At 63.8% G+C, this 23,949-nt stretch carries 20 protein-coding genes; 6 read left to right on the forward strand and 14 right to left on the reverse strand.

The features are described from left to right. Positions 1-17: 17 nt before the first annotated feature. From FA94_RS07055 to FA94_RS07065, 3 genes are all read right to left on the reverse strand, one after another. Complete coding sequence (locus FA94_RS07055) at positions 18-953, reverse strand: ABC transporter permease subunit (RefSeq protein ID WP_035548300.1); 936 nt, start codon at positions 951-953, stop codon at positions 18-20. Positions 954-1,163: 210 nt separating this feature from the next. Further along, the gene (locus FA94_RS07060) at positions 1,164-2,486 is read right to left on the reverse strand and encodes an ABC transporter substrate-binding protein (protein ID WP_035548302.1); all 1,323 of its coding nucleotides are present in this window, start codon (positions 2,484-2,486) and stop codon (positions 1,164-1,166) included. A gap of 100 nt (positions 2,487-2,586) precedes the next feature. Further along, a complete protein-coding gene (locus FA94_RS07065; protein ID WP_231584864.1) occupies positions 2,587-3,369 on the reverse strand; it encodes an L-iditol 2-dehydrogenase in 783 nt (260 codons plus the stop codon). Positions 3,370-3,714: 345 nt separating this feature from the next. Between FA94_RS07065 and FA94_RS07070 the strand changes: the two genes are divergently transcribed. The 3 genes from FA94_RS07070 to FA94_RS07080 are packed head-to-tail and all read left to right on the forward strand — an operon-like array spanning position 3,715 to position 6,414. After that, on the forward strand, positions 3,715-4,683 hold the full coding sequence (locus FA94_RS07070) for a metal ABC transporter solute-binding protein (protein WP_035548308.1): 969 nt from the start codon (positions 3,715-3,717) through the stop codon (positions 4,681-4,683). Continuing rightward, positions 4,680-5,639, forward strand: coding sequence for an ABC transporter ATP-binding protein (locus FA94_RS07075; RefSeq protein WP_035548311.1), 960 nt, complete (start codon positions 4,680-4,682; stop codon positions 5,637-5,639). The genes FA94_RS07070 and FA94_RS07075 overlap by 4 nt, the downstream gene beginning before the upstream one ends. Then, positions 5,632-6,414, forward strand: a complete 783-nt coding sequence (locus FA94_RS07080) for a metal ABC transporter permease (protein WP_035548314.1) — start codon at positions 5,632-5,634, stop codon at positions 6,412-6,414. Before FA94_RS07075 ends, FA94_RS07080 begins: the two co-directional genes overlap by 8 nt. Positions 6,415-6,475: 61 nt before the next feature. On the opposite strand, the gene fghA is transcribed toward FA94_RS07080, so the two are convergent. The 3 genes from fghA to FA94_RS07095 all read right to left on the reverse strand — a co-directional run bounded on the left by fghA (position 6,476) and on the right by FA94_RS07095 (position 10,201). Further along, positions 6,476-7,327 carry an S-formylglutathione hydrolase gene (gene fghA, locus FA94_RS07085; protein WP_035548318.1) on the reverse strand — a complete coding sequence of 284 codons (852 nt, stop codon included), beginning with the start codon at positions 7,325-7,327 and terminating at the stop codon, positions 6,476-6,478. A gap of 60 nt (positions 7,328-7,387) precedes the next feature. After that, complete coding sequence (locus FA94_RS07090) at positions 7,388-8,494, reverse strand: S-(hydroxymethyl)glutathione dehydrogenase/class III alcohol dehydrogenase (protein ID WP_035548321.1); 1,107 nt, start codon at positions 8,492-8,494, stop codon at positions 7,388-7,390. Between the two features lie 168 nt (positions 8,495-8,662). Next, positions 8,663-10,201, reverse strand: coding sequence for a xylulokinase (locus tag FA94_RS07095; protein ID WP_035548323.1), 1,539 nt, complete (start codon positions 10,199-10,201; stop codon positions 8,663-8,665). Between the two features lie 437 nt (positions 10,202-10,638). Between FA94_RS07095 and FA94_RS07100 the strand changes: the two genes are divergently transcribed. After that, the gene (locus FA94_RS07100; protein WP_035548327.1) at positions 10,639-12,048 is read left to right on the forward strand and encodes a nucleobase:cation symporter-2 family protein; all 1,410 of its coding nucleotides are present in this window, start codon (positions 10,639-10,641) and stop codon (positions 12,046-12,048) included. A 204-nt stretch (positions 12,049-12,252) separates the two neighbouring features. On the opposite strand, the gene FA94_RS07105 is transcribed toward FA94_RS07100, so the two are convergent. From FA94_RS07105 to FA94_RS07115, 3 genes are read right to left on the reverse strand one after another with little or no spacing between them, the layout of a single operon-like run. Further along, entirely contained in the window at positions 12,253-13,812 is a 1,560-nt protein-coding gene (locus FA94_RS07105; RefSeq protein WP_035548330.1) for an efflux transporter outer membrane subunit, read from the reverse strand. A gap of 1 nt (position 13,813) precedes the next feature. Then, the gene (locus FA94_RS07110; RefSeq protein ID WP_035548333.1) at positions 13,814-17,023 is read right to left on the reverse strand and encodes an efflux RND transporter permease subunit; all 3,210 of its coding nucleotides are present in this window, start codon (positions 17,021-17,023) and stop codon (positions 13,814-13,816) included. 18 nt (positions 17,024-17,041) lie between these two features. Continuing rightward, positions 17,042-18,274, reverse strand: a complete 1,233-nt coding sequence (locus FA94_RS07115) for an efflux RND transporter periplasmic adaptor subunit (RefSeq protein ID WP_035548336.1) — start codon at positions 18,272-18,274, stop codon at positions 17,042-17,044. A gap of 429 nt (positions 18,275-18,703) precedes the next feature. On the opposite strand from FA94_RS07115, the gene FA94_RS07120 reads away from it, so the two are divergent. Then, entirely contained in the window at positions 18,704-19,372 is a 669-nt protein-coding gene (locus FA94_RS07120; RefSeq protein ID WP_035548338.1) for a TetR family transcriptional regulator, read from the forward strand. A gap of 76 nt (positions 19,373-19,448) precedes the next feature. Here the strand turns inward: FA94_RS07120 and FA94_RS07125 are convergent, their stop codons facing one another. Both FA94_RS07125 and FA94_RS39095 read right to left on the reverse strand, forming a co-directional pair. Beyond that, the gene (locus FA94_RS07125) at positions 19,449-20,081 is read right to left on the reverse strand and encodes a cysteine hydrolase family protein (RefSeq protein WP_035548340.1); all 633 of its coding nucleotides are present in this window, start codon (positions 20,079-20,081) and stop codon (positions 19,449-19,451) included. A gap of 119 nt (positions 20,082-20,200) precedes the next feature. Further along, a complete protein-coding gene (locus FA94_RS39095) occupies positions 20,201-20,518 on the reverse strand; it encodes a hypothetical protein (protein ID WP_197070190.1) in 318 nt (105 codons plus the stop codon). Between FA94_RS39095 and FA94_RS07130 the strand changes: the two genes are divergently transcribed. Beyond that, positions 20,517-21,434: a helix-turn-helix domain-containing protein gene (locus FA94_RS07130; protein WP_035549478.1), complete on the forward strand. Its 918-nt coding sequence runs from the start codon at positions 20,517-20,519 to the stop codon at positions 21,432-21,434. The genes FA94_RS39095 and FA94_RS07130 overlap by 2 nt on opposite strands. Before the next feature lie 236 nt (positions 21,435-21,670). On the opposite strand, the gene FA94_RS07135 is transcribed toward FA94_RS07130, so the two are convergent. The 3 genes from FA94_RS07135 to FA94_RS07145 all read right to left on the reverse strand — a co-directional run bounded on the left by FA94_RS07135 (position 21,671) and on the right by FA94_RS07145 (position 23,637). Beyond that, entirely contained in the window at positions 21,671-22,429 is a 759-nt protein-coding gene (locus tag FA94_RS07135; protein ID WP_035548343.1) for an SRPBCC family protein, read from the reverse strand. A 32-nt stretch (positions 22,430-22,461) separates the two neighbouring features. Then, complete coding sequence (locus FA94_RS07140) at positions 22,462-22,854, reverse strand: DUF427 domain-containing protein (protein WP_035548346.1); 393 nt, start codon at positions 22,852-22,854, stop codon at positions 22,462-22,464. 285 nt (positions 22,855-23,139) lie between these two features. Beyond that, complete coding sequence (locus FA94_RS07145; RefSeq protein WP_035548349.1) at positions 23,140-23,637, reverse strand: carboxypeptidase-like regulatory domain-containing protein; 498 nt, start codon at positions 23,635-23,637, stop codon at positions 23,140-23,142. Positions 23,638-23,949 lie beyond the last annotated feature (312 nt).

The raw sequence follows: 23,949 nt of genomic DNA on the forward strand, positions 1-23,949 counted from the left end.
AGTGGAGGCAACCTGGCTCATTTTTCGTACTCCCCTTTCAGGTTCTTCGCGAGCATGCGCACGAGGAAGAACGACACGACATTAGCCAGCACGACCGCGAGAATGCCGCCGGCGGAAGCGAGCCCGACGTCGAATTGTTGCAGGCCGAGCGAATAGATCAGGTACGACAGATTGGTCGTCGCGGTGCCCGGACCGCCGCCGGTGGTCGTATAGATTTCGGCGAAGATCGACAGCAGGAAAATCGTCTCCATCATCACCACCACCGCGATTGCCCGTTTCAGGTGAGGCAGCGTGATGTAGAAGAACATCGAGAACGGACCCGCACCGTCGATCTTTGCCGCTTCCTTCTGCTCCTGATCGAGCGACTGGATCGCGGTGAACAGAATCAGGAACGCGAACGGTAACCACTGCCACGCGACGATCATGATCACGGCGGTGAGCGGATAGTCGGCGAACCAGTCGATCGGCTGCATGCCCATGGCGCGCATGCCCTGTGCGATCAGGCCATACACCGGGTGCAGGATCATGTTCTTCCAGATCAGCGCGCTGACCGTCGGCATCACGAAGAACGGGCCGATGGCAAGCAGCCGCGCGATGCCCTGGCCGTAGAACTTACGGTCGAACAGAATCGCCATCAGCACGCCGCCGACCACGGTGATCACCAGCACCGAAATAATCAGCTCGAGCGTGTGACCGATCGAGGGGCCGAACGACGGATCGGTCGCGAGGTATTTGTAGTTGTCGAGACCGGCGAAACCTTTGAGGTCCGGGTTCAACAGGTTGTAGCGCGAGAACGAAAACCAGATCGTCATGGCGAGCGGAATCGCCATCCACAACACCAGCACGGCCACCGAGGGCGTGACTAGCCAGCGCGCGGAATTGGCTTTGCGGACTTCGCGTTCTTTTTCTGTCTGGGGATGAGCTTGCATGAGAGGTAGGCGCAGAGGACGCATGGTGGACCACCTGTTCGGTAATGCGCGGACTGTCCGCCGCGAACTGCTCGCGGCGTGAAGCGCGCCGGCCGGCGCGACACCTTGCCGGTATCGCGGCGCACCGCGCGATCAGGACAGCCCGCTGTGCTGCGTGGGCCGGCTGACGGGCGTCAGCCGGCGCGTGCCACGTGCTTCAGGTGGCGGGTTGCCGCATCACTTCCAGTACTTCTATTACTTCTGGTAGCCGGCCTGTTGCACCGCGCGATTCGCGGTCGCATTGCCGGCGGCCAGCGCCTGATCGACCGTCATCTGGCCGGCCACTGCGCCGGAGATGCTCTGACCGACCACGGTACCGAACGACTGGAACTCAGGAATACCCACGAACTGCACACCGGTGTACGGCACCGGCTTCAGCGTCGGGTGATCCGGGTCCGCCGTTTCGATCGCCTTCAGCACGAATTCGCCGAACGGAGCAGCCTGCTTGTACTCGGGGCGTGCGTAGGTGGACTGACGCGTTCCCGGCGGCACCGAGGCCCAGCCTTCGTCCTTCGCGACCAGCTCGATGTATTGCTTCGAGGTCGCCCATGCGATGAACTTCTTCGCCGCGTCAGTCTGCTTCGACGACTTCGGAATCGCCAGCGCCCACGCCCACAACCAGTGCGAACCCTTGGGCGTGACAGCGATCGGTGCGGCAGCAAAGCCGACCTTGTCCGCGATCTGCGATTGCTGCTTGTTGTACAGCATGCCGGCCGCGACCGTCGCGTCGATCCACATCGCGCACTTGCCCGAGGACATCAGCGTCAGGTTTTCGTTGAAGCCGTTCGAACTCGCTCCCGGAGGGCCGTCTTTCTTCAGCAGATCGACGTAGAAGGTGATCGCCTTCTTCCATTCCGGCGTGGTGAGCTGCGCGTTCCACTTCTCGTCGAACCAGCGACCGCCGAAGGTGTTCACCACCGTCGTCGCGTACGCCATGTTTTCGCCCCAGCCCGCCTTGCCGCGCAGGCAGATGCCGTACATGCCGTTGGCCTTGTCGGTCAGCTTGTCGGCGAATTGCGCGATCTGGTCGTAAGTCGGCTGGTCCGGCATTTTCAGACCCTTGGCTGCGAACAGGTCCTTGCGGTAATACGTCATGGAGCTTTCGACGTAGAACGGCAGCGCGTACAACTGGCCGCCGCTCGACAGGCCGTCGCGGGCCGTCTTCACGACGTCGTTCAGATCGTAATCGGCGGGCAGGTTGGTGAGCGGCGTGAGCCAGCCGCGTTTGCCCCATTGCGGCGTTTCATAGGCGCCGATCGTCATCACGTCGAACTGGCCGCTGCCGGTCGTGATGTCGGTGGTGGCGCGCTGACGCAGCACGTTTTCTTCGAGAATCACCCAGTTCAGCTTGATGTCCGGATTCGCCTGCTCGAAAGCGGGCGAGAGCTTCTTCAGCTCGATCATGTCCGGATTGTTCAACGTGGCGATCGTCACCGTCGCCGCCGACGCGCTCAACGCGAAGCACGCCATGGCGCCGACGCTAGCCGCTTTCAGCGCGGATTTGAGGATTGGCTTCATGTGTTGTCTCCTTTCTCGTACGTTATGTGATGCTGCGTTTGTTCTACGAAAATGACGGGGATGATGCGCACGTCGCGACCGCGGCGACGTGCCTGCTGCGTCAACTCATCCAGTTGCCGCCGTCGACGTTCAGCGTTTGCGCGGTAATGTAGTCGGCATCCGCCGACGCGAGAAACAGGGCGGCGCCGGTCAGGTCGTCCGGCACACCCATGCGGCCGAGCGGCACCGCTTCGCCGACCAGGCGCTTCTTCTCGCCGAGCGGACGGTTTTCATAACGGGCGAAGAGCGCGTCGACTTCCTTCCACATCGGCGTATCGACGACGCCCGGCGCGATGCCGTTCACGTTGATCTGGTGCGGCGCGAGCGCCAGGGCCGCCGATTGCGTGTAGCTGAGCACCGCCGCCTTGGTCGCGCAGTAATGCGACACGAGCGCCTCGCCACGCCGCCCCGCTTGCGACGACATATTGATGATCTTGCCGCCGCGACCCTGCTCGACCATTTTTTGCGCAACGGCTTGCATCAGGAAGAACAGGCCCTTCACGTTGACCGCGAAGAGGCGGTCGAACACGTCCCAGGATTCGTCGAGGAGCGGGCGCATATCGAACAGCGCCGCGTTGTTGAACAGAATGTCGACCTGGCCGAAACGCTCGAGCGTGCTCGCGACGATACGGTCGATATCTTCACGGCGCGTGACGTCGGCGCTGACGCTCAGCACCCGGTCGCCGTATCCGGCGCGCAACGTGTCGCCGAAACTGTCGGCCGGCTTCATGTCCACCAGCACGCAGCGCGCGCCTTCGTCCAGATAGCGGCGCGCCACGGCCTCGCCAATTCCGCTCGCCGCGCCCGTCAGAATGGCCACCTTGTCTTGCAATCGTGCCGCCACTGCCTGTCTCCGGTTCATTGCGTTTTGTCTCGCAGTGAGCGAACGCTCATTGCGCGAACAATTGCTCTGTTAGTGATCGAATGATCGGATACGGACAGGGTCATGTCAAGGCACCCGCGCAGATTTCGATGGTGCAGCGCGGCAGGACACGCGCGCCCTCGTTCCGGCTCTGAACAACACTAATACGAGAAATCGGGGAAGGCCAAGTCGCTTTCTGCATAAGGCGCTGACAATTATTTGAGATACGTTATATCATTTCGACCGCGCTTCATTGGCCGCGCGCGGCCGCCACACCCTCTCCTAACGTTAGTGATTCACTCAACTCTCACGCAGCAGGAAACAACGATGAACAAACTCGGCTCGATGTTGAACGGAGCGCACCGCGCGCTGAAGCTGTCGAAATACGTTGCGGCGGCCACGGCCGCGTTCGCGATCGGTCACAGCGCCTTCGCCGCGGATGCGAAAATCCCGGTGGTCGCGGCGGAGAATTTTTACGGCGACGTGGTGCAGCAACTGGGCGGCGATCGCGTCGACGTGACCAGCATTCTCAGCAATCCGGACCAGGACCCGCATCTGTTCGAAGCCAGCCCGAAGACGGCGCGCGCGTTGCAGCATGCGAGCCTTGTGGTGTACAACGGCGCCGACTACGATCCGTGGATGGCAAAATTGCTGGCCGCGTCGAAGGGGTCGAAGCGCGTGACGATCGTCGCCGCCGACCTCACCGGCAAGAAAGGCGGCGATAATCCGCACCTCTGGTACGACCCGGCCACCATGCCGAAGGTCGCGCGCGCGGTGAGCGAAGCGCTCGTCGCGACTGACCCGGCACACAAGTCGGCGTACGATGCGAACCTCGCGAAGTTTCTCGATTCGCTGAAGCCGATCGACGCCAAGGTCGCCGAGTTGCATGGCCGCTACGCGGGCGTGCCGGTCACGGCGACCGAGCCGGTGTTCGGTTATATGTCGGACGCGATCGGGCTGAGCATGCGCAATCTGCGCTTCCAGCTCGCCACGATGAACGACACCGAAGCCAGCGCGGCCGATATCGCCGCGTTCGAACGCGACCTGCGCGAAAAGCGCGTGCGCGTTCTGATCTATAACAGCCAGGCAACCGAGGCCCTGACCAAACGCATGTTGAAGCTCGCGCAGCAATCGAAGGTGCCGTCCATGAGCGTCACCGAGACCGAACCGGCCGGCAAGACCTATCAGACGTGGATGCTGACGCAGCTCGACGCGCTGAACGCCGCGCTGATCGCGGGCGAAGCGAACGGCGCGGGCGCGGTGGCGGCTTCCGGCAGCAAAGGAACGACACCATGACTCTGACTGGCCGCAACGCGCCAGCCCCTGCAGCAAGTGCGCCCACGGGCGCACCGTCCAACGCGCCCGTGCTCGAACTCGAGCAGGTCACGCTCGAACTCGGCGACCGCACGATTCTGCGCGACACCGGTTTCGTGGTGAATCAGGGCGAATTCATCGGCGTGCTTGGGCCGAACGGCGCGGGCAAGACCACCTTGATGCGCGCGGTGCTTGGCCTCGTGCCGGCCGCGAGCGGCACGATCCGCGTGCTGGGGCAACCGGTGGAGCGCGGCAATGCGTCGATCGGCTATATGCCGCAGACGCGCAGCGCGCTCGCCGGACGGCGCGTGCGCGGCCGCGATTTCGTCGCGATGGCCGCCGACGGTCATCGTTGGGGCTTGCCGCATGCGGACGCCCACACTCGCGCCGATGTCGAGCGCGTGCTGGATCTGGTGGGCGGCCGCAAGCTGGCCGAGCGGCCGTTGTCGGAACTGTCGGGCGGCGAGCGGCAGCGTCTGCTGCTCGCGCAATGCCTGCTCGGTAATCCGAAGCTGCTGTTGCTCGACGAACCGCTGATCAGCCTCGACCCGCATCATCAGAAGAGCGTGGTCGAACTGGTGCGGCGCGTGCAGCAGGAACTCGGCATTGCCGTGCTGTTTTCGGCGCATGAATTAAATCCGCTGCTGAACTCGATCGATCGCGTGCTGTATCTCGGCAGCGGCGTGGCCGCGCTCGGCACCGTCGACGAAGTGATCACCCGCCCGGTCCTGTCGCGCCTGTACGGCTCGCCGATCGACGTGATGCGGGTGAACGGCCGCATCTTCGTGATGTCGGGCGACGTCGAAGTCGAGAAGCACGATCACGAGCACGAACACGACGAAGACGGCGGCCATAGCCACGGCCATTCGCATGGCGCGCACGGCCACAGCCACTCACACCAGCACGACTCACGCGACGGACACACGCACGATGTTTGAATACGATTTCATGGTCAACGCGTTCGCGGCGTCGGGGATCGTCGCGGTGCTGGCGGGTATCGTGGGCTATTTTCTGGTGATGCGCGGACAGACCTTCGCCGGCCACGCGCTATCGCACGTCGGCTTCACCGGCGCGACCGGCGCGGTGCTGATCGGCATCTCGCCGATCTGGGGGATGATCGGCTTCACGCTCGCGGCGGGCGTCGGCATGGGCGCACTCGGCGAACGCCTCGCCGGACGCGACGTGGCGATCGGCGTGATCCTCTCGCTGTCGCTCGGTTTCGGTTTGCTGTTTCTGCACTTCTTCACCGCGTACGCGACGCAAGTGACCGCGTTGTTGTTTGGCAATGTGCTCGGCGTGAATACGTCGACGCTGGGCGTGCTGGCGGCGCTAGGCGTAGTCAGTTTGCTGGCGCTGGCGGCGATCATGCGGCCGTTGCTGTTTGCTTCGTTGCAGCCTGAACTGGCCGAAGCAAAGGGTGTGTCGCTGCGGCTCGTGTCGGTGCTGTTTCTGGCGATTGCCGCGTTGGCGGTAGCCGCGTGTACGCAGATCGTCGGCGTGTTGCTGGTGTTCACCTTGATGGTCGGGCCGGCTGCGGCCGCGCAGAACATGACGACGCGTCTGTCGACCGGACTCGTACTGGCCGCGGTGTTCGCGCTGCTGCAGGCGTGGCTGGGATTGACGCTGGCGTTCTATACCGATTGGCCCACGAGCTTCTGGATCACCGTGCTGTCGGCGGTGGTGTACGGCGGGAGTTTGGTGAAGCGCCGTTGAGTGGACAGCGATGACGGCGGGCACTTTTACGCGCTACCGTCATCGCCATACAACGGCACGTTCAGCCGAGCAACACCTTCGCGTGATGCGCGAGATGATCCTCGATGAACGTCGAGATGAAGTAATACCCATGGTCGTAGCCCGCGTGACGGCGTAACGTCAGCGGCTGACCCGCCGCCTGGCAGGCGGCTTCGAACACATCCGGGTTGAGCTGTTCCGCCAGGAACTGATCCGCCAGCCCCTGATCCACCAGAATCCCCGCCGCGAACTTGCGCGACGCATGCGCGACCAGCTCGCTCGCGTCGTACTGCTTCCACGCTTCGCGATCGTCGCCGAGATACCCGCCTAACGCTTTCTCGCCCCACGGGCAGCGCGTGGGCGCGGCAATCGGCGCGAACGCCGACACCGAGCGATAAATCTCCGGATTGCGCAGCGCCAGCATCAACGCGCCGTGACCGCCCATCGAGTGCCCGAAGATGCCCAGGCGCGCGCCGTCCACCGGCAGATTCGCCAGCACCGTTTCGCGCAGCTCGTCGCGCACGTACGAGTACATCCGATAATGCTGTGCCCACGGTTGCTGGGTCGCATCGACGTAGAAACCCGCGCCCACGCCGAAGTCCCACGCCGCACTTTCGCCCGGCACGCCCGCGCCGCGCGGACTCGTATCGGGCGAAATCAGCGCGATGCCGTGCTGTGCCGCGAAACGCTGCGCGCCGGCCTTGATCGGAAAGGTTTCTTCCGTACACGTGAGACCCGCGAGATAGAACAGCGCGGGCACGTTCGCGTTCGCTTGCAACGCCTGCGGCGGCAGATAGACCGAGAAGCGCATCGGCAGACCGACGGTCTGCGAGTCATGCCGGTAGATACGCTGCTCGCCGCCATGGCAGGCATGCGACGACAGAAGTTCAAGCATCGCCCTGCTCCTTTCGGTGGGTTGCGTGGGTTGCGTGGGTTGCGTTCGTCACGTTCCGCATCAGTACAGCACGACCGAGCGGATCGACTCGCCCTTTTTCATCAGGTCGAAGCCTTCGTTGATCCGTTCGAGCGGCAGACGGTGCGTGATCAGATCGTCGATATTGATCTTGCCTTCCATGTACCAGTCGACGATCTTCGGTACATCCGTACGGCCGCGCGCGCCGCCGAACGCCGAGCCCTTCCACTCGCGGCCCGTCACCAGCTGGAACGGGCGCGTGCTGATCTCCTCGCCCGCCGCCGCCACGCCGATGATGAACGATTGGCCCCAGCCCTTGTGCGTGCATTCGAGCGCCTGACGCATTACCTTGGTGTTGCCGATGCATTCGAACGAGTAGTCCGCGCCACCGTCGGTAAGTTGCACGATGTGGTCGACCACGTTCTCGACTTCGTTCGGGTTGATGAAGTGCGTCATGCCGAACTTCTTCGCCAGTTCGACGCGGCCCGGGTTGATGTCGACGCCGATAATCTTGTCCGCGCCGACCATCTTCGCGCCCTGAATCACATTCAAACCGATACCGCCGAGGCCGAACACCACCACGTTCGCGCCCGCTTCGACCTTTGCCGAATACACCACCGCGCCGACGCCCGTCGTCACGCCGCAGCCGATGTAGCAGATCTTGTCGAACGGCGCGTCTTCACGCACCTTCGCGACCGCGATTTCCGGCACGACGATGTAGTTCGAGAACGTGGACGTGCCCATGTAATGGAACAGCGGCTTGCCGTCCAGCGAGAAGCGCGAGGTGGCGTCGGGCATCAGGCCGCGGCCTTGCGTCGAACGGATCGCCTGACACAGGTTGGTCTTGCGCGACAGGCAGAACTTGCACTGGCGGCATTCCGGCGTGTACAGCGGAATCACGTGATCGCCCTTCTTCAGCGTGCCGACGCCCGGACCCGTATCGACGATCACGCCCGCGCCTTCATGGCCGAGAATCGCCGGGAAAATGCCTTCCGGGTCAGCGCCCGAGAGCGTGTAGTAGTCGGTGTGGCAGATGCCCGTCGCCTTCACTTCGATCAGCACTTCACCGGCGCGCGGGCCTTCCAGATCCACTTCCTCGATCGTCAATGGGGCGCCGGCTTTCCATGCAATGGCGGCTTTGGTTTTCATCGTGAATGCTCCTTGAGGTCCGTGAGTGCGACGCGCGTCCGGCATGATGTGCCGCGCTCTAACTTAGCGCGCGAAAAGCGTCATGGTATTGCAAAGTGCGTCACGGCATTGTCCGTACCGGACATCGGCGCGCTCATCGTCGACGGGCGTCGACGAGCGCAGGCAGCGTCACCGACGCCCCGTGCCGCCGAACCAGGTTTCGACCCGGCCATAAAGATCGAGAAAGCGTGCATAGCGTTCGGCCAGCGCCGCATCGCCTCGCGGACCGGCGACCCGCGTCGCGCCCGGCGCGAGCGCCGCGAGATCGTTCGCGTGCCAATGGCCGCTCGCCAGACCGCCGAGAATCGCCGCGCCACGCGGCGCCGCGTTGGGGCAATCGACCGCATACAGTTCGACGTCCAGCGCATCGGCCAGCAACTGCCGCCAGCGCGCGTCGACCGAACCGCCGCCCGCGAGCTTCAACGTGGTGACCGTCGCGCCGCTCGCGCGAATCGCGTCGAGACCGGCGCGCAGCGAGAACGCGACGCCTTCGAACGCGGCGCGCATCATCGTGCCGCGCGTGTGTTCGAGTGCGAGGCCGAGCCAGCCGCCGCGCGCCGATGGGTTCAGCCACGGTGTGCGTTCGCCGGTAAGGTAAGGCAGAAAGGTCAGGCCGCTTGTGGGCGCTGCAGCGCCGTGGGTACGTTCCGAGCCGCTGCCGGAAGTCGCGCTGCTTGCTTCGCCGAACGCGCTGGTAGTGACGTCGCCAGACGCGTCGTTCAGTGCAATCGCGTTGGCCTCGCCGAACGCATCCCGATAAGCATCAGCCCATTCATACGACAACCAGCCGCGCACGCGTTCCAGTGCAATGCCGACGTTCTGCATTGCCGCCATCCGATACCAGTGATCGCTCGCCGCCCGATAGCGATGCAAGCCCTTCGCCGCCGTCGGCTCCTGCCCCGCCAGCACGACGATCTGTCCGCCCGTGCCGGTGGTGAGCAACGCATCGCCGTCACGCGCGAGTCCGCTGCCGAGCGCCGCGCACGGCGTGTCGGCGGCGCCGGTCGCAAGGACGATGCCGGCGCGCAACCCCAGCGCCTGCGCCGCCGCCTCCGACAGCACGCCGCCCGCCGCATACGACGGCGCCAATGGCGCGAACCATTCACGCGGAATCTCCAGCCGCGCCAGCAGCGCCGTATCCCATACGCCGGCCGGATCGGCGAGCGCGGTCGCGCAGGCATCGGACGGATCGGTCAGCACCGCGCCGCCCAACGCCACGCGCAGCCAGTCTTTCGGCTGCAACGCCCAGCGCGTTCTGTGCGCGGCGTGCGGTTCGTTCAGCACGATCCAGCGCAGCAACGGCCCAGCCATGCCGGGCGCCACCGGATTCGCTTGCGGCTCGCGCCACGCGTCGAGCAAACCCAGCGCGCGCGTATCGGGCCACAGCATGGCGGGCCGCACGGCGTCGCCGGCGGCGTCGATCAGCACGACACCGTGCATCTGCCCGGAGAAGCCGATCGCGCGCACGTCGCTGCGCAACGCGGGTGGCAAACGCGACGCCGCTTCGCACAGCGCGCGCCACCACGTTTGCACCGAGGTCTCCGCCCAACCGGCGTGCGGTGTCTCCAACGTATAAGCGACGCTCGCGACCGCCTGTTCGCGGCCGTTTTCATCGACGATTGCTACTTTGAGGGAACCGGTGCCGAGGTCGATGCCAAGAAAACTCATGGGCGATTGCACGTCAAAAGAGGGGTGAAAATGAGGGTCGCGAGGCGCACGCGAAAGGTGCCCCGAAGGCGGTTTTTTCGTCACCGCGACGCGCCTCGGAGAGCGCATCCAAAAACACGCCGATTTTGCCGAATCGCGGGTTAACCCCGCCGCGCCGCGAGCCGCATGAAAACAGCACTATGCGCCGTATGAGATACACCTCATTGATTCTCACACATATCAGTCTGGCGATGGCGCGCGCGGCTTAACGACCCGCACCACGGCCACAAGGGGCTGTCCGCCGATGGCACAAACTCGCAGCTTTAAATTGCCTTTCAAACCGGCACAACGCATATCGTCACCGGGAATGCCGGAATAGGCCCCAGTGGTCTTGTTGCACTTTATCGTCCCCGATACCTTGGAGTCATCTCAAAAACTAGATGGTGGAGACAGAAGATATGCAATCGAACACGGTTCACCCGTGCGACGAGCGACTGCCCGCGGGCCAGTTGCTGACGCTCGGCATCCAGCACGTTCTGGTGATGTATGCCGGCGCCGTCGCAGTGCCTCTGATCATCGGTGCGGCGCTCAAATTGCCGAAGGATCAGATCGCCTTCCTGATTAGCGCCGATCTGTTCTCCTGCGGCATCGCCACGCTGATTCAAACGCTCGGTCTGTGGATCTTCGGGATCCGCCTGCCGGTCATCATGGGCTGCACGTTCGCGGCCGTCGGTCCGATGGTCGCGATCGGCACCAATCCTTCGCTCGGCATTCTCGACATCTTCGGCTCGACGATCGCGGCCGGCGTGATCGGCATTCTGCTCGCGCCCGCGGTCGGCAAGTTGTTGCGCTTCTTCCCGCCGGTCGTGATCGGCGTGGTGATTTCGGTGATCGGTCTGTCGCTGATGGAAGTGGGCATCAACTGGGCGGCTGGCGGCGTGGGCAATCCCGACTACGGCAATCCGATCTATCTCGGCCTGTCGTTCATCGTGCTGACGCTGATTCTGCTGATCAACAAGTTCGCCAAGGGCTTCCTTGCCAATATTTCGGTGTTGCTCGGCATCGTCGCCGGCTTCGTGATCGCGCTGGTGCTCGGCCGCGTCAACATGGACGGCGTCACGCACGCACCGTGGGTCGGCTTCGTGATGCCGTTTCACTTCGGCCTGCCGCACTTCGATCCGCTGTCGATCGCAACGATGATCACCGTGATGTTCGTCACCTTCATCGAATCGACCGGCATGTTCCTCGCGGTCGGCGACATGGTGGATCGCCCGGTCGATCAGAAAGCGCTGGTGCGCGGCCTGCGCGTGGACGGTCTGGGCACGCTGATCGGCGGTGTCTTCAACTCGTTCCCGCATACGTCGTTCTCGCAGAACGTCGGCCTGATCGGCGTGACCGGCGTGAAGAGCCGCTTCGTCTGCGCCATGGGCGGCGTGATTCTGGTGCTGCTGGGCCTGTTCCCGAAGATGGCGCAAGTGGTCGCGTCGGTGCCGGCCTTCGTGCTCGGCGGTGCGGGCATCGTGATGTTCGGCATGGTCGCGGCGAACGGCATGAAGGTGCTGTCGCGCGTCGACTTCGTGAAGAACCAGCACAACCTGTTTATCGTCGCGGTAAGCGTCGGTCTGGGTCTGGTGCCAGTCGTGTCGCCGAACTTCTTCTCGAAGCTGCCGGCTGCGCTGACGCCGCTGCTGCATAGCGGGATTCTGCTGGCGTCCGTGTCGGCGGTCGTGCTGAACCTGATCTTCAACGGTGTGAAGAGCGAGAAGAAGGCGCAGTGCGAGATTCGCAAGGCCGGTCACGATTTCGACGGACGCGGTGGGAATGAGCCGCCGCACGATGAAATGATGCGTGCCGCGGATCTGCATTGAGTGACTGAGGTGCGGCAAACGTAGTTGCTGCAACTCGTTCTCTGCGGACAAACAAAAACGCCACGGCATGCCGTGGCGTTTTTGTTTTCAGCTTTGTGCTGCTGTTTGTTGCCGTGTGCTTACGTGTGTCTTGCGCTGGCTGCTTAGAACGGCTTCCGTGACACCGAAAGCCGTTCTAAGCGTTGGCTACGACACGGCGCCGACTTAACCCGCCGTCGCCGCCGAAGCCGCCACCGGCGCGCTTGCCGCACCGTAATTCACCGGTGCGTCGGCGGGACGCGGCTGATCGCCGTTGTGCTCGACCCAGCCACCGCCGAGTGCCTGGTACAACGTCACCAGGTTCTGCAGGCGCTCCATGCGCGCGGTAATCAGCGACGTTTGCGACGAGTACAGATCGGTCTGCGCGGTCAGCACCGACAGATAGCTGTCGACACCGTTCGTATAACGCAGATTCGACAGATCCAGACGACGCTGTTCCGCAAACGTATTGCGCTCCAGCGCCTGGATCTGCTGGTCGTACGTGCCGCGCGCCGCCAGACCGTCCGCCACTTCGCGGAAGGCCGTCTGGATCGCCTTTTCGTACGTAGCGATCTGGACGTTCTTCTGCAGGTTCGCGACGTCGAGGTTGGCGATGTTCTCGCCACCCTCGAAGATCGGCACCGTGATCGACGGACCGAAGCCCCACGCAGCCGAACCCGGCTTGAACAGACCGCCGAGCGACGGGCTCAGCGTGCCGAAATTGCCGGTCAGCGAGACCTTCGGGAAGAACGCCGCGCGCGCCGCGCCGATATTCGCGTTGGCCGCGAGCAGGTTCTCCTCGGCCTCCATGATGTCCGGACGACGCGTGAGCAGATCGGACGGCAGACCGGCCGGAATATCCGTGAGGAGATTCTGGTCGTCCAGCGTCAGACCCGGCGGCAGATCAGCCGGCAGCGGCTCGCCTAGCAGCAGCACCAGCGCATTCTCGCCCTGTGCCCGCAAACGCTCCTGCGCCTGCAGGTTGGCGTTGGCCGTCTCGACCACTGTTTGCGCCTGGCGCAGATCCAGTTCGGAACCCGTGCCGTTGTCGAACTGCAGCCTGGTGATCCGATACGACTCCTGCGCGGTCTTCAGCGTGTCTTGCGTGACCTTCAGCAGATCGTCCAGTTCGAGCACCGTCAGATACTGATTCGCCACCTGCGAGACCAGCGCGATTTCCGCCGCCTTGCGTGCCTGCGCCGTGCCCAGGTAGGTTGCCAACGCCTGATCCCTCAGACTTTGAATCCGCCCGAAGAAGTCGATTTCCCAAGACGCGTTCAGACCGACCGAGTACGAGTTGGAAATGTTCTGACCGCCGAACGCCAGGTCCGTCGGCGTACGCGATTTGGTTTGCGAAGCCGCGGCATTGAGCGTCGGGAACAGACCGGCACGAACGATCCGGTACTGCGCCTGCGACACCTGCATGTTCAGCACCGACACACGCAGATCGCGGTTGTTCTTCAGCGCGATCTCGATCAGCCGCTGCATGCGCGGATCGACGAAGAATTCGCGCCAGCCGATATCGGCCGCGGCCACACCGTTCGCGCTACGCGCGGCAGCCGTCGCGCCGGGTTTTTGCTGGCCCGTTTCGGCCCCCGGCTGGGTCGCGCCCGGTTGCGTGTCGTACACGCCGCCGGTCGGGAACGTCGACGTCACGGGTTCCGCCGGACGCTGGTAATGCGGCGCCATCGTGCAACCCGCGGCGAACAACGCAACCGCCACTGCAATCAAAGAGTGTTTTTGCATCTCAATGTCCGTCCTTGCCCGAGCCGTTACCGCCCGACGCACCACCTTGCGGATCGTGCGGATGGAGCTGGTTGGAATGTTCGAACGCCGCATCCGGGTCTTCCGTCTCACCACCGAACTTCGCGCGGATCACGACGAAGAACATCGGGATCATGAAAATCGCGAGGAAGGTGGCTGTCAACATCCCGCCGATCACGCCGGTACCGATCGCGTGCTGGCTGGCCGAACCCGCGCCGTTGCTGATCGCGAGCGGCATCACGCCGAGAATGAACGCGAGCGAGGTCATCAGAATCGGACGCAGCCGCAGACGCGCTGCTTCCAGCGCTGCTTCGACCGGCCCCATGCCTTCACCCTGCTGCAACTCGCGGGCGAATTCCACGATCAGAATCGCGTTCTTCGCCGACAGCCCCACCGTGGTCAACAGCCCCACCTGGAAGAACACGTCGTTCTCGAGCCCGCGCAGCGTAGCGGCCAGCAGTGCGCCGATCACGCCGAGCGGCACCACCATGATCACCGAGAACGGGATCGACCAGCTTTCATACAGCGCCGCGAGACACAGGAACACGACGAGGATCGAGATGCCGTACAGAATCGGCGCCTGCGAACCCGACTGGCGTTCCTGCAGCGACAAGCCGGTCCATTCGTAGCCGATACCCGCCGGCAGCTTCGCCACGAGTGCTTCCATTGCCGTCATGGCCTGACCGGTCGACTTGCCCGGTGCAGCCGCGCCCTGGATTTCCACTGCCGAAATACCGTTGTAGCGTTCGAGCTTCGGCGAACCGTAGGTCCACGTGCCGCTGGCGAACGACGAGAACGGCACCATGGTGCCCGCCGAATTGCGCACGTACCAGGCGTTCAGGTCTTCCGGGGTCATGCGGAACGGTGCGTCGCCTTGCAGATACACCTTCTTGATCCGGCCGTCGGTATCGAGGAAGTTGTTCACGTACTGCGATGCCCACGCGATCGAGAACGTCTGGTCGATCGTCGACAGCGACACGCCGAGCGCCGAAGCCTTCTCGTGATCGATATCCACCTTGAACTGCGGCGTATCGTTCAGGCCGTTCGGACGCACCTGGGCCAGCGTCGGATCTTTCGCGGCCATGCCGAGCAGCATATTGCGTGCTTGCATCAGCTTTTCGTGGCCGATACCCGCGCGATCCTGCAGCTCGAAGTCGAAGCCCGCGGCGGTACCGAGTTCAGGAATCGACGGCGGATTCACCGGATACACCAGCGCGTTCTTGTAGCCACCGAAATGCATGAACAGACGGCCGACCAGCGATTGCACCTTCTCGTCCGCATGCTGACGCACCGAGTAGTCCTTCATCCGCACGAACACGAGACCCGCGTTCTGACCGCGACCGGCGAAGCTGAAGCCGTTCACCGTGAAGGTCGATTCGACGATGTTCTTCTCGGTGTTCAACAGGTAGTCCGACACGTCCTTCAGTGCGCGCGCCGTGGTTTCCTGCGTCGAGCCCGACGGCGTTTGCACCAGCACGAACATCGTGCCCTGGTCTTCGTCGGGCAGGAACGACTTCGGCAGCTTCACGAACAGCAGGCCGACCGCGAAGATCACCACCATATAGATGATCAGCCAACGGCCCGAGCGCTTGATCACGTGGTGCACGCCCGAGTGATACTTGTCGCGGCTCTTGTTGAAGGTGCGGTTGAACCAGCCGAAGAAGCCTGTGGTGCGCTCCTGGTGACCCTTCTCGATCGGCTTGAGAATCGTCGCGCACAGCGCCGGCGTCAGAATCAACGCGACCAGCACGGACAGCACCATGGCGGCCACGATCGTCAGCGAGAACTGCCGGTAAATCGCGCCGACCGAACCGCCCGAGAACGCCACCGGCACGAACACCGCCGACAGCACGAGCGCCACGCCGACCAGTGCGCCGGTAATCTGGTCCATCGCCTTGCGGGTTGCGTCACGAGGCGATAAACCCTCCTCCTGCATGACCCGCTCGACGTTTTCCACCACCACGATCGCATCGTCCACCAGCAAGCCAATGGCCAGCACGAGCCCGAACATGGACAGCGTGTTGATCGAGAAGCCCACCAGACCCATGATCGCGAACGTGCCCAGCAGCACCACCGGCACGGCGATCGTCGGGATCAGCGTGGCGCGCAGGTTCTGCAGGAACAGGTACATGACCAGGAACACCAGCACGATACCTTCGAGCAGCGTCTTGACCACTTCTTCGATCGACAGGCGCACGAACGGCGTGGTGTCGTACGGATACTTCACGACCAGACCGTGCGGGAAGTACTTCGACAGGTCGTCGATCTTCGCGCGGACAGCCTTGGCGGTGGCCAGCGCGTTAGCGCCGGTCGCGAGCTGAATACCGAAGCCTGCCGTCGGCTGGCCGTTGTACTTGGTGTCGAAGTTGTAGTTTTCGCCACCCAGCTCGATGCGGGCCACGTCTTTGATACGGACTCGCGAACCGTCCGGATTCACCTTCAGCAGCACGTTGCCGAACTGTTCAGGCGTATTCAGCAGCGTGGCTTCCGTGATGGTGGCCTGCAGCACCTGACCCGGCACCGACGGCGTGCCGCCGAGCGAACCGCCCGCGACCTGCACGTTCTGGTTCGTCAACGCGGTTTCCACGTCCACCGGCGTCAAGCCGAAGTTGGTGAGCTTGTTCGCGTCCAGCCAGATCCGCATGGCGTACTGCGAGCCAAACAGCGTCACAGTGCCCACGCCGTCGATCCGGCTGAGCGGATCTTCGATGTTCGACGCGACGTAGTTCGCCAGGTCGTACTTGTTCATACTGCCGTCTTCGGAGTTGAACGCGAGGACCATCAGGAAGCTGCTGCTCGACTTCGTGACCTTGGTGCCCAACTGCTGCACGGCTTGCGGCAGCAACGGCGTGGCCAGTTGCAGCTTGTTCTGCACCTGCACCTGCGCAATGTCAGGATTGGTGCCGGCCGCGAACGTCAGCGTGATGGTTGCCGTACCCGAGTCGTCCGACGTGGACGACAGGTACAGCAAGTGGTCGAGACCACTCATCTGCTGCTCGATCACCTGCGTGACGGTGTTTTCCACCGTCTTCGCCGAGGCGCCCGGGTACGTTGCGCTGATCTGCACGGCCGGCGGCGCGATCGTCGGGTACTGCGCGATCGGCAACGTGAAGACCGACGCGATACCCGCGAGCATCAAAATAATGGCGATCACCCATGCAAAAATTGGGCGATCAATAAAGAACTTTGCCATGAGGCGGGCTCCCTGTTATTACGCGCCCGATGCCGCAGAGGCGGGTTGAGCCGTCTGTGCAGCACCGCTGGCGGCCGGCGCACCCTGAGCGGATGCGTCGGAAGCGGGTGTGGCGGGAAGTTGCGCGGCAACCGGCTTGACCTGCTGACCCGGACGCGCCTTCTCGGTGCCCGCGACGATCACGCGATCGCCGGGCTTCAGGCCACTCTCGACCACCCAGTTCGAACCGTACGTGCCCGACGTGACGAGCTGACGCAACGCGACCTTGTTGTCGTCGCCGACGACCAGCGCGGTCGGCTGACCCTTCTGGTCATGCGTGACGCCGACCTGCGGCACCACCAGCGCGTTATCGTTGACGCCTTCTTCGATCCGCGCGCGCACGAACATGCCCGGCAGCAACACCTTGTCCGCGTTCTTGAAGAGCGCGCGCACCGTGACCGAGCCGGTGCTCTGGTCGACCGTGACGTCGGTGAACTGCAGCTTGCCCTTTTCCGAATAGGTGCGGCCGTCTTCGAGAATCAGCGAGACCTTGGCCGCGTCCGGACCGCTCGTCTTCAGCTTGCCTTCTTGCACTTCGCGACGCAGCTTCAGACCGTCGAGGCTCGATTGCGTCAGGTCAACGTAGACCGGATCGAGTTGCTGGACGGTAGCCAGCAGCGTGGCGGCGCTCGCCTGCACATACGCGCCCGGCGTGACTTGCGACACGCCGATCTGGCCGGTCACCGGCGAGGTCACGTCCGTATAGCCGAGATTGATCTGCGCCGTGTCGACCGCTGCCTTGCCGGCGGCGACGTCTGCCGCTGCCTGGCCTTCCGAGGCGACCGCGTTGTCGTAGTCCTGCTTGCTGACCGCGTTCGCGGCCACCAGCACCTTGTAGCGGTTAGCTTGCGCGGTGGTCGATACGAGGTTGGCTTGCGCCTTGGCCAGCGTGGCCTTCGCGTTGTTCAACGTGGCGATATACGGCGCCGGATCGATCTTGTACAGACGCTGACCCGCCTTGACCTCGCCACCTTCCGTGAACTCGCGGCGCAGCACGATGCCGTCGACCCGTGCGCGCACTTGCGCGACGAGGAAAGCACTGGTGCGGCCGGGCAGTTCGGTGACGACGGGCACCGAAGTCGGTTGAACGGTGACGACGCCCACTTCGGGCGTTTGTGGCGGCGGGGCAGATTGTTTTGGTCCGCACGCTGCCAGCAATACGGCAGCCGTCGCGGCACTGATTAAGCGGAATGGAACCCGTTCGACGCGCATGGAGCGACCTCTGTCAAAGACTGAGAATGAAAAAGTGCGCGCATCCCTACCCCGGGGACGACAGCGCACACATGCGTCTTGCGACGCTTGACCGAAAGCCCGTGAATGCAAACCGAAGCTGCTGGGCACCCTGAGCAAAATGCGCCAATCCTGGGAAATGCCGCACGGCGCCGCCCGTCCAGGCACGGCGCAAGAGCGTTTTGAAAGGCAACAGTGACGGATATTAACCGGTCGTCACGGCTTGGGCTATCCGATCGTGGGATGCTATTATATATACATTCACGAATGCATGTATAAGTGCGTTTACTTCTCTTGTGGGCGGGGGGCCTGCAGGAACGCTTCGCAATTCGCTTAACGGCAGACAGATTGTCATCCCGCGGACTTAATAGCGCGCGGGAAAACCCCACAATCACGGCGAGTCACACGAATATGGTCAGAAGAACCAAAGAAGAGGCGCTTGAGACGCGCACCAGCATTCTCGACGCAGCCGAGCGGGTCTTCTTCGAGAAAGGCGTATCGCGCACGTCACTGGCCGACATCGCGCAGGCAGCGGGCGTCACGCGCGGCGCGATCTACTGGCACTTCGCGCATAAGAGCGATCTGTTTACCGAAATGTTCGACCGCGTGCTGCTGCCGCTGGACGAACTCAAAGCCGCGTCGCTGGACCCCAACGAGCCCGATCCGCTGGGGCGTCTGATGGAAATCTGCGTGGTCTGCCTGCGCGACACCGCCAACGACCCGCACCGCCGTCGCGTGTTCGACATCCTGTTCCTGAAATGCGAACTGGTCGAGGAAATGGGCCCGGTGCGGATCCGCTATCAGACCAACATGCGCGAAGGGCTGATGAAAATAGAAGGCGGTCTGCGCAACGCGATCTCCAAAGGGCAAATGCCGGCGGAACTCGATACGCGGCTGGCGGCGGCCATGGTGCATGCGTTCGTCAGCGGCTCGTTGCGCGACATGCTGTTCCTGCCCGACGCGACGGATTTCGGTGCTTACGCGCAGCGCATGGTGGATGGGATGTTCGACGCGTTGCGGATGAGCCCGGCGTTGTTGAAGAGTCCCGCGCAAGAGTTGGCGGATGAGTCGGCTCGCTAATTAAGAAGAACATAACGGGCCACGCAAAAAAGCGGACGGGTGAGCAAACCCGGCCGCTTTTTTTACGCCCTCCTGCTTACGCGGCGTTCCGGCGCGCCCGCGCCTTCTGGTTCGACGAATAGATATCGCCTTTCTGCAGCAGCGTGCCGCTTTTCACCGCCGCGAGCCAGGCGTCCGTACTCGCCACCGCCGCGAAGGTCGACTGCAACACTACGCTGAACGCGTGGTGAATGTCCTTCGCGCTGGCAAAACCCGCGCTGTTCTCATACGGCACCGAACCGGTCGCGTCTTCCAGGAATTCGACGGCCAGGCCGGCGTGGACCGCGTGATTGATCGTCGACGCATCGCAGTTATGCGTCATGTATCCGACAATCGTCAGCGTATCGATCTGCCGCGCGGCCAGCCAGTCGGCGAGGTCGGTCCCGGTGAACGCGCTCGCCATCGACTTTTCCACAAGGTGATCGCGAGCCCGCGAGGCCACTACCGGATGCAGCTCCGCCCCAGCGCTACCGCGAGCGAACAACGGCGAAGTCGCTGCCGACAAGTGCTGGACGACCACGACCGGGATGTCGGCGGCGTGCGCGGCATCCATCGCGCGGCCGACATTGGCGAGCGAGGTCTGCACGTCCGGATATTCGATCGGCAGAGCGCCGGTCACGTATTCGTTCTGTACGTCGATAACGATCAGCGCACGGCGCGGTGTGGTCATGGCAAGACTCCTGTCAGAGACGGTTCAAAGGTTCGATGCTTCGCGCCGCTGGCGCCTGCCCGGGCGGGCGGTGCTTCATGAGTGGCGGCGATGACTGCATTGTTGGCCGACCGGGAGTTTCACGACAGTGACCCGGATGACAGGAATCGATAGAATCGGGCCATTGTCGAATTGTCGAGGTGGTCGATGGCGGTTTCTGTTCTCGCATCCGGTTCGGCTTCGGCTTCGGCTTCGGCTTCGGCTTCGGCTTCGGCTTCGGCTTCGGCTTCGGCTTCGGCTTCGGCTTCGGCTTCGGCTTCGGCTTCGGCTTCGGCTTCGGCTTCGGCTTCGGCTTCGGCTTCGGCTTCGGCTTCGGCTTCGGCTTCGGCTTCGGCTTCGGCTTCGGCCGCCCCCACTCCACCGCGCCACGTCGTCGCCGTCGTCGCGTTCGACCGCATCAGCCCGTTCCACCTTTCCGTGCCCTGTGTGGTGTTCGGCGAAGAGCGCAGCGGCGGCGGCCTGCCCGATTTCGACTTTCGCGTCTGCGCCGCCGAAGCCGGCCCGCTCACCACGACCGCCGGCTTCTCGATCGCCGTCACCCACGGACTCGAAGCGCTCGCCGACGCCGACACGATCATCGTCCCAAGCTGGCGCGATCCGGACGAAACGCCGCCCGCCGAGTTGCTCGCCGCCCTGCGCGCGGCGCATGCACGCGGCGCGCAACTGGTCGGGTTATGTCTGGGCGCATTCGTACTGGCCGCCGCCGGCATTCTCGACGGCCGGCCGGCGTCCACGCACTGGGCCTGCGCCGACGACTTCGCGCGCCGCTACCCGCGCGTGCGGCTCGACCCCGACGTGCTCTACGTCGACGACGGCAACGTGCTGACCTCCGCCGGCACCGCCGCCGGCCTCGACTGCTGTCTGCACGTGCTGCGCAAGATGTGCGGCGCGGAAGTGGCGAATTACGTCGCGCGTCGGCTGGTGGTGTCGCCGCATCGGCAAGGCGGTCAGGCGCAATACGTCCAGCAGCCGATTCCGCCGAACGTGCGCGGCGACCGGCTGTCCGGCCTGCTCGACTGGGTGAGCGGCAATCTGGCCGCGCCGCACACGCTCGACACGCTGGCCGCGCGCGCGTTGATGAGCCGCCGCACCTTCACGCGACGCTTCCGGCTCGCCACCGGCGCGACCGTCGGCGCGTGGCTGCTGGCGCAACGGCTTGCGCGCGCGCAGCAGTTGCTGGAAAGCAGCGATGAATCGGTGGAAGCGATCGCGACGATCGCGGGGTTTGGTTCGACGGCTTCGTTACGGCAGCATTTCGCGGAAGCGTTTCGCACGTCGCCGTCCGCCTGGCGGCGGGAGTTTCGCGGAGCGTGAAGGCGGGGAAGGTTGAACGCGGCTCAAGCAGATAGCGGAGCGGGCTCGCTTTTCGTCCGGCAGGCCGAAAGACTTTCACGAAGCAGGAGCGCACGAGGCGGTAGACCCGGCTTAAGCGGCGTTCGAGAGACCACGCCGCCGACGTCGTTTCGTAGTCAGTCGCCTGGATTTCGTAGTCGCATCGGCGCGACAACGCAAACGCCAACCCAAACAACAACGCAAACGAAACCCACCCCTCAATGCTCGCTAATCCAGCGCGCCACATATAACAGCAACGCGACCAGAAAAATCATCGCCGCCCAGGCCCAATACGGCAGCGCATGCGGACTGGACTCGTGCCGCGAGACCCCATGCGACGCTCCGTGTGATGCGCCATGCGACGCACTCGCCGCCCGCCCGGTCAGCGCGTTGTGATCCGCGCGCGTGCGCCGCGCGATGCCGCCCAAGTTGATCGGCCGCAAAAACACATGCTGGCGACGCGCCGCCGAACCCCGTGCGCGATTCGGACCTGCTCCATATTTCGCCCGCACCACCGCGTCGAATTCGGCGAAGAAATCATCCGCCAACTGATGCAGCGCGTTTTCGAGCTGGCGTGTCGGCAGTTCGGCGAGCGGTCCGGACGAAGTCGCCCAGATCGTGTAATCGATCCGCGTGCCGCGCTGTTTGCCGGCGCCGAGCGTGCTTTCGTCCGCGCGCAAACGCACTTCGATCTGCCCGCGCAACGCGCCGATTCCTTCGGCGCGGCCCTTGAAGTTGATGGTGCGGCGCTGCGCGTCGGCCGGTCCGGAATCCTGGCCCGCCACATGGGCGCGCGCTTCGTATCGCGCGCGCAATGGCCCGAGCGGCACCGTCAGCACCAGTTCGTATTCGCCGTGGGCGAGGCGCGTGAACGACTCGCAGTTATCGAGGCTGGCGCGCAACAGCGCGAGGTCTTGCAGCGCTTCCCAGACGTCGGAGGCGCCAAGCGGAATTCTTAACGCGTCGTTCAATTCCATTGCAGCCTCCCCGATAAACGCGCGCGGCCCGATCAGGAAGTCTGATCGATGCGATCGACGCGCGATGCGTAAAACGCCAGATACCCTTTAATCTGTTGCGCCGGCTCGAGCGGCGTTTCGTAGCTCCAGACGGCGTTCTCGATCAGGCCGTCTTCGGTACGTAGATGGAAGTATGACGCGTCGCCCTTGAACGGGCAGTGCGAAGTATGCGTGGAGCGTTCGAGGCGGGCCATGTTCACGTCCGCGCGCGGGAAATAGAACACGTCCGGCAGGCCGGTTTCGGAGAGCGTGAGCCCGGCCTGGGTATCGGCCATGGTGACGCCGCCGTGAATCATCCGCACCCGGTGGCTGTTGCCGGTGACCGAGATAGTATGTCCGCCCGCGCCCGCGCCGGGGCTTCCGTGAGGTGTCAAGGCATCGCTCATGTCCCGGCTCCGTGATGGTGTGCGGTCGTGCGAACGGGTCGTACGAACGGAAAAGCCACGGGGCGCGCCCGTGGCTTTATTATCGACCAAACTTCCGGCAAGTGCGCGAGCTTCCTGAATCGAGCAACTGAGCGGTATCGCGGAGCAATCTCCCCGCCGGGCGGCCTTCACCGCGCGACGGCTTGCGCAACAAAACGGCGCCGGTTCCGCGGCGGCTTTTGCCGCAATGCAGCACTATGCAGCGCTCCGACTGCAGTGCACCGCCGCTCGGCCCGATCACACGCTTTACTGCGTCGTCCAGTAGAAGTCCGCCTTCGCGGAGCCCTTGGCCGGGATCGTCACCGCCTTGCTCTGGTCGCGGTCCTTGTACTGCGCATGCACCGTGTAACGACCCGGGCGCAGCTTGACCAGCATGTACGGTCCACGCGACGTGGTGCTCAGCACCTCGCCGTCATGCGCGTCGACCACTCGCACGTGAACGTCAGCAAGAAAGTCGGAGCCGGGGCCCGTGAAGCGCAACGACAACGGCCACTGGCTTTGCGCGTGCTGCAGCGCCTTCGATTCGTCCTGCCCGACGCCGCCCGACACGAACGCGACGTCGCCCTTGTGCTGGATTTGCGGCATGCCGCCGCCATTGGCATTGCCTGCGCTGCTCTCGTCGGTGGTCGTGCCGCCGGTAGTGCCGTTCGCCTGCTGCGCATACGCGCCGCCCGCCAGACCGAGCGTGAGCGCTGCGCACAGCGCGGCGGCTACGATCCTTCGCTGATTGCGTTGGGTTTTCATCGATTCGCTCCTTGTTGAGGTCGTATCCCTTCCGGCGCCGTCCCGCGACGGCCCGGAACAAGGCAGACGCAACCTGCGTGCCACAGGGCAGATCGCGTCGTCCGGAAACCGCTGTTGCGCCGCACTGCATGGCGCACAGCGCCTTGCTTCGGTACTGCGTGACAGATAGAAACCGGATAAAAACAGCGATAAAAAAGACGATAAAGACGGATAAAAAAATGCCGGTCCGCAGGCAGTAAGTGCAAGGACCGGCAAGCGTTACTTCAATTCCCGGGCAAATCGGCCAACCGGTCCGCCAGTCCGTCAACCGTT

It is taken from the genome of Burkholderia sp. 9120, from assembly GCF_000745015.1.
Lineage (GTDB): Bacteria > Pseudomonadota > Gammaproteobacteria > Burkholderiales > Burkholderiaceae > Paraburkholderia.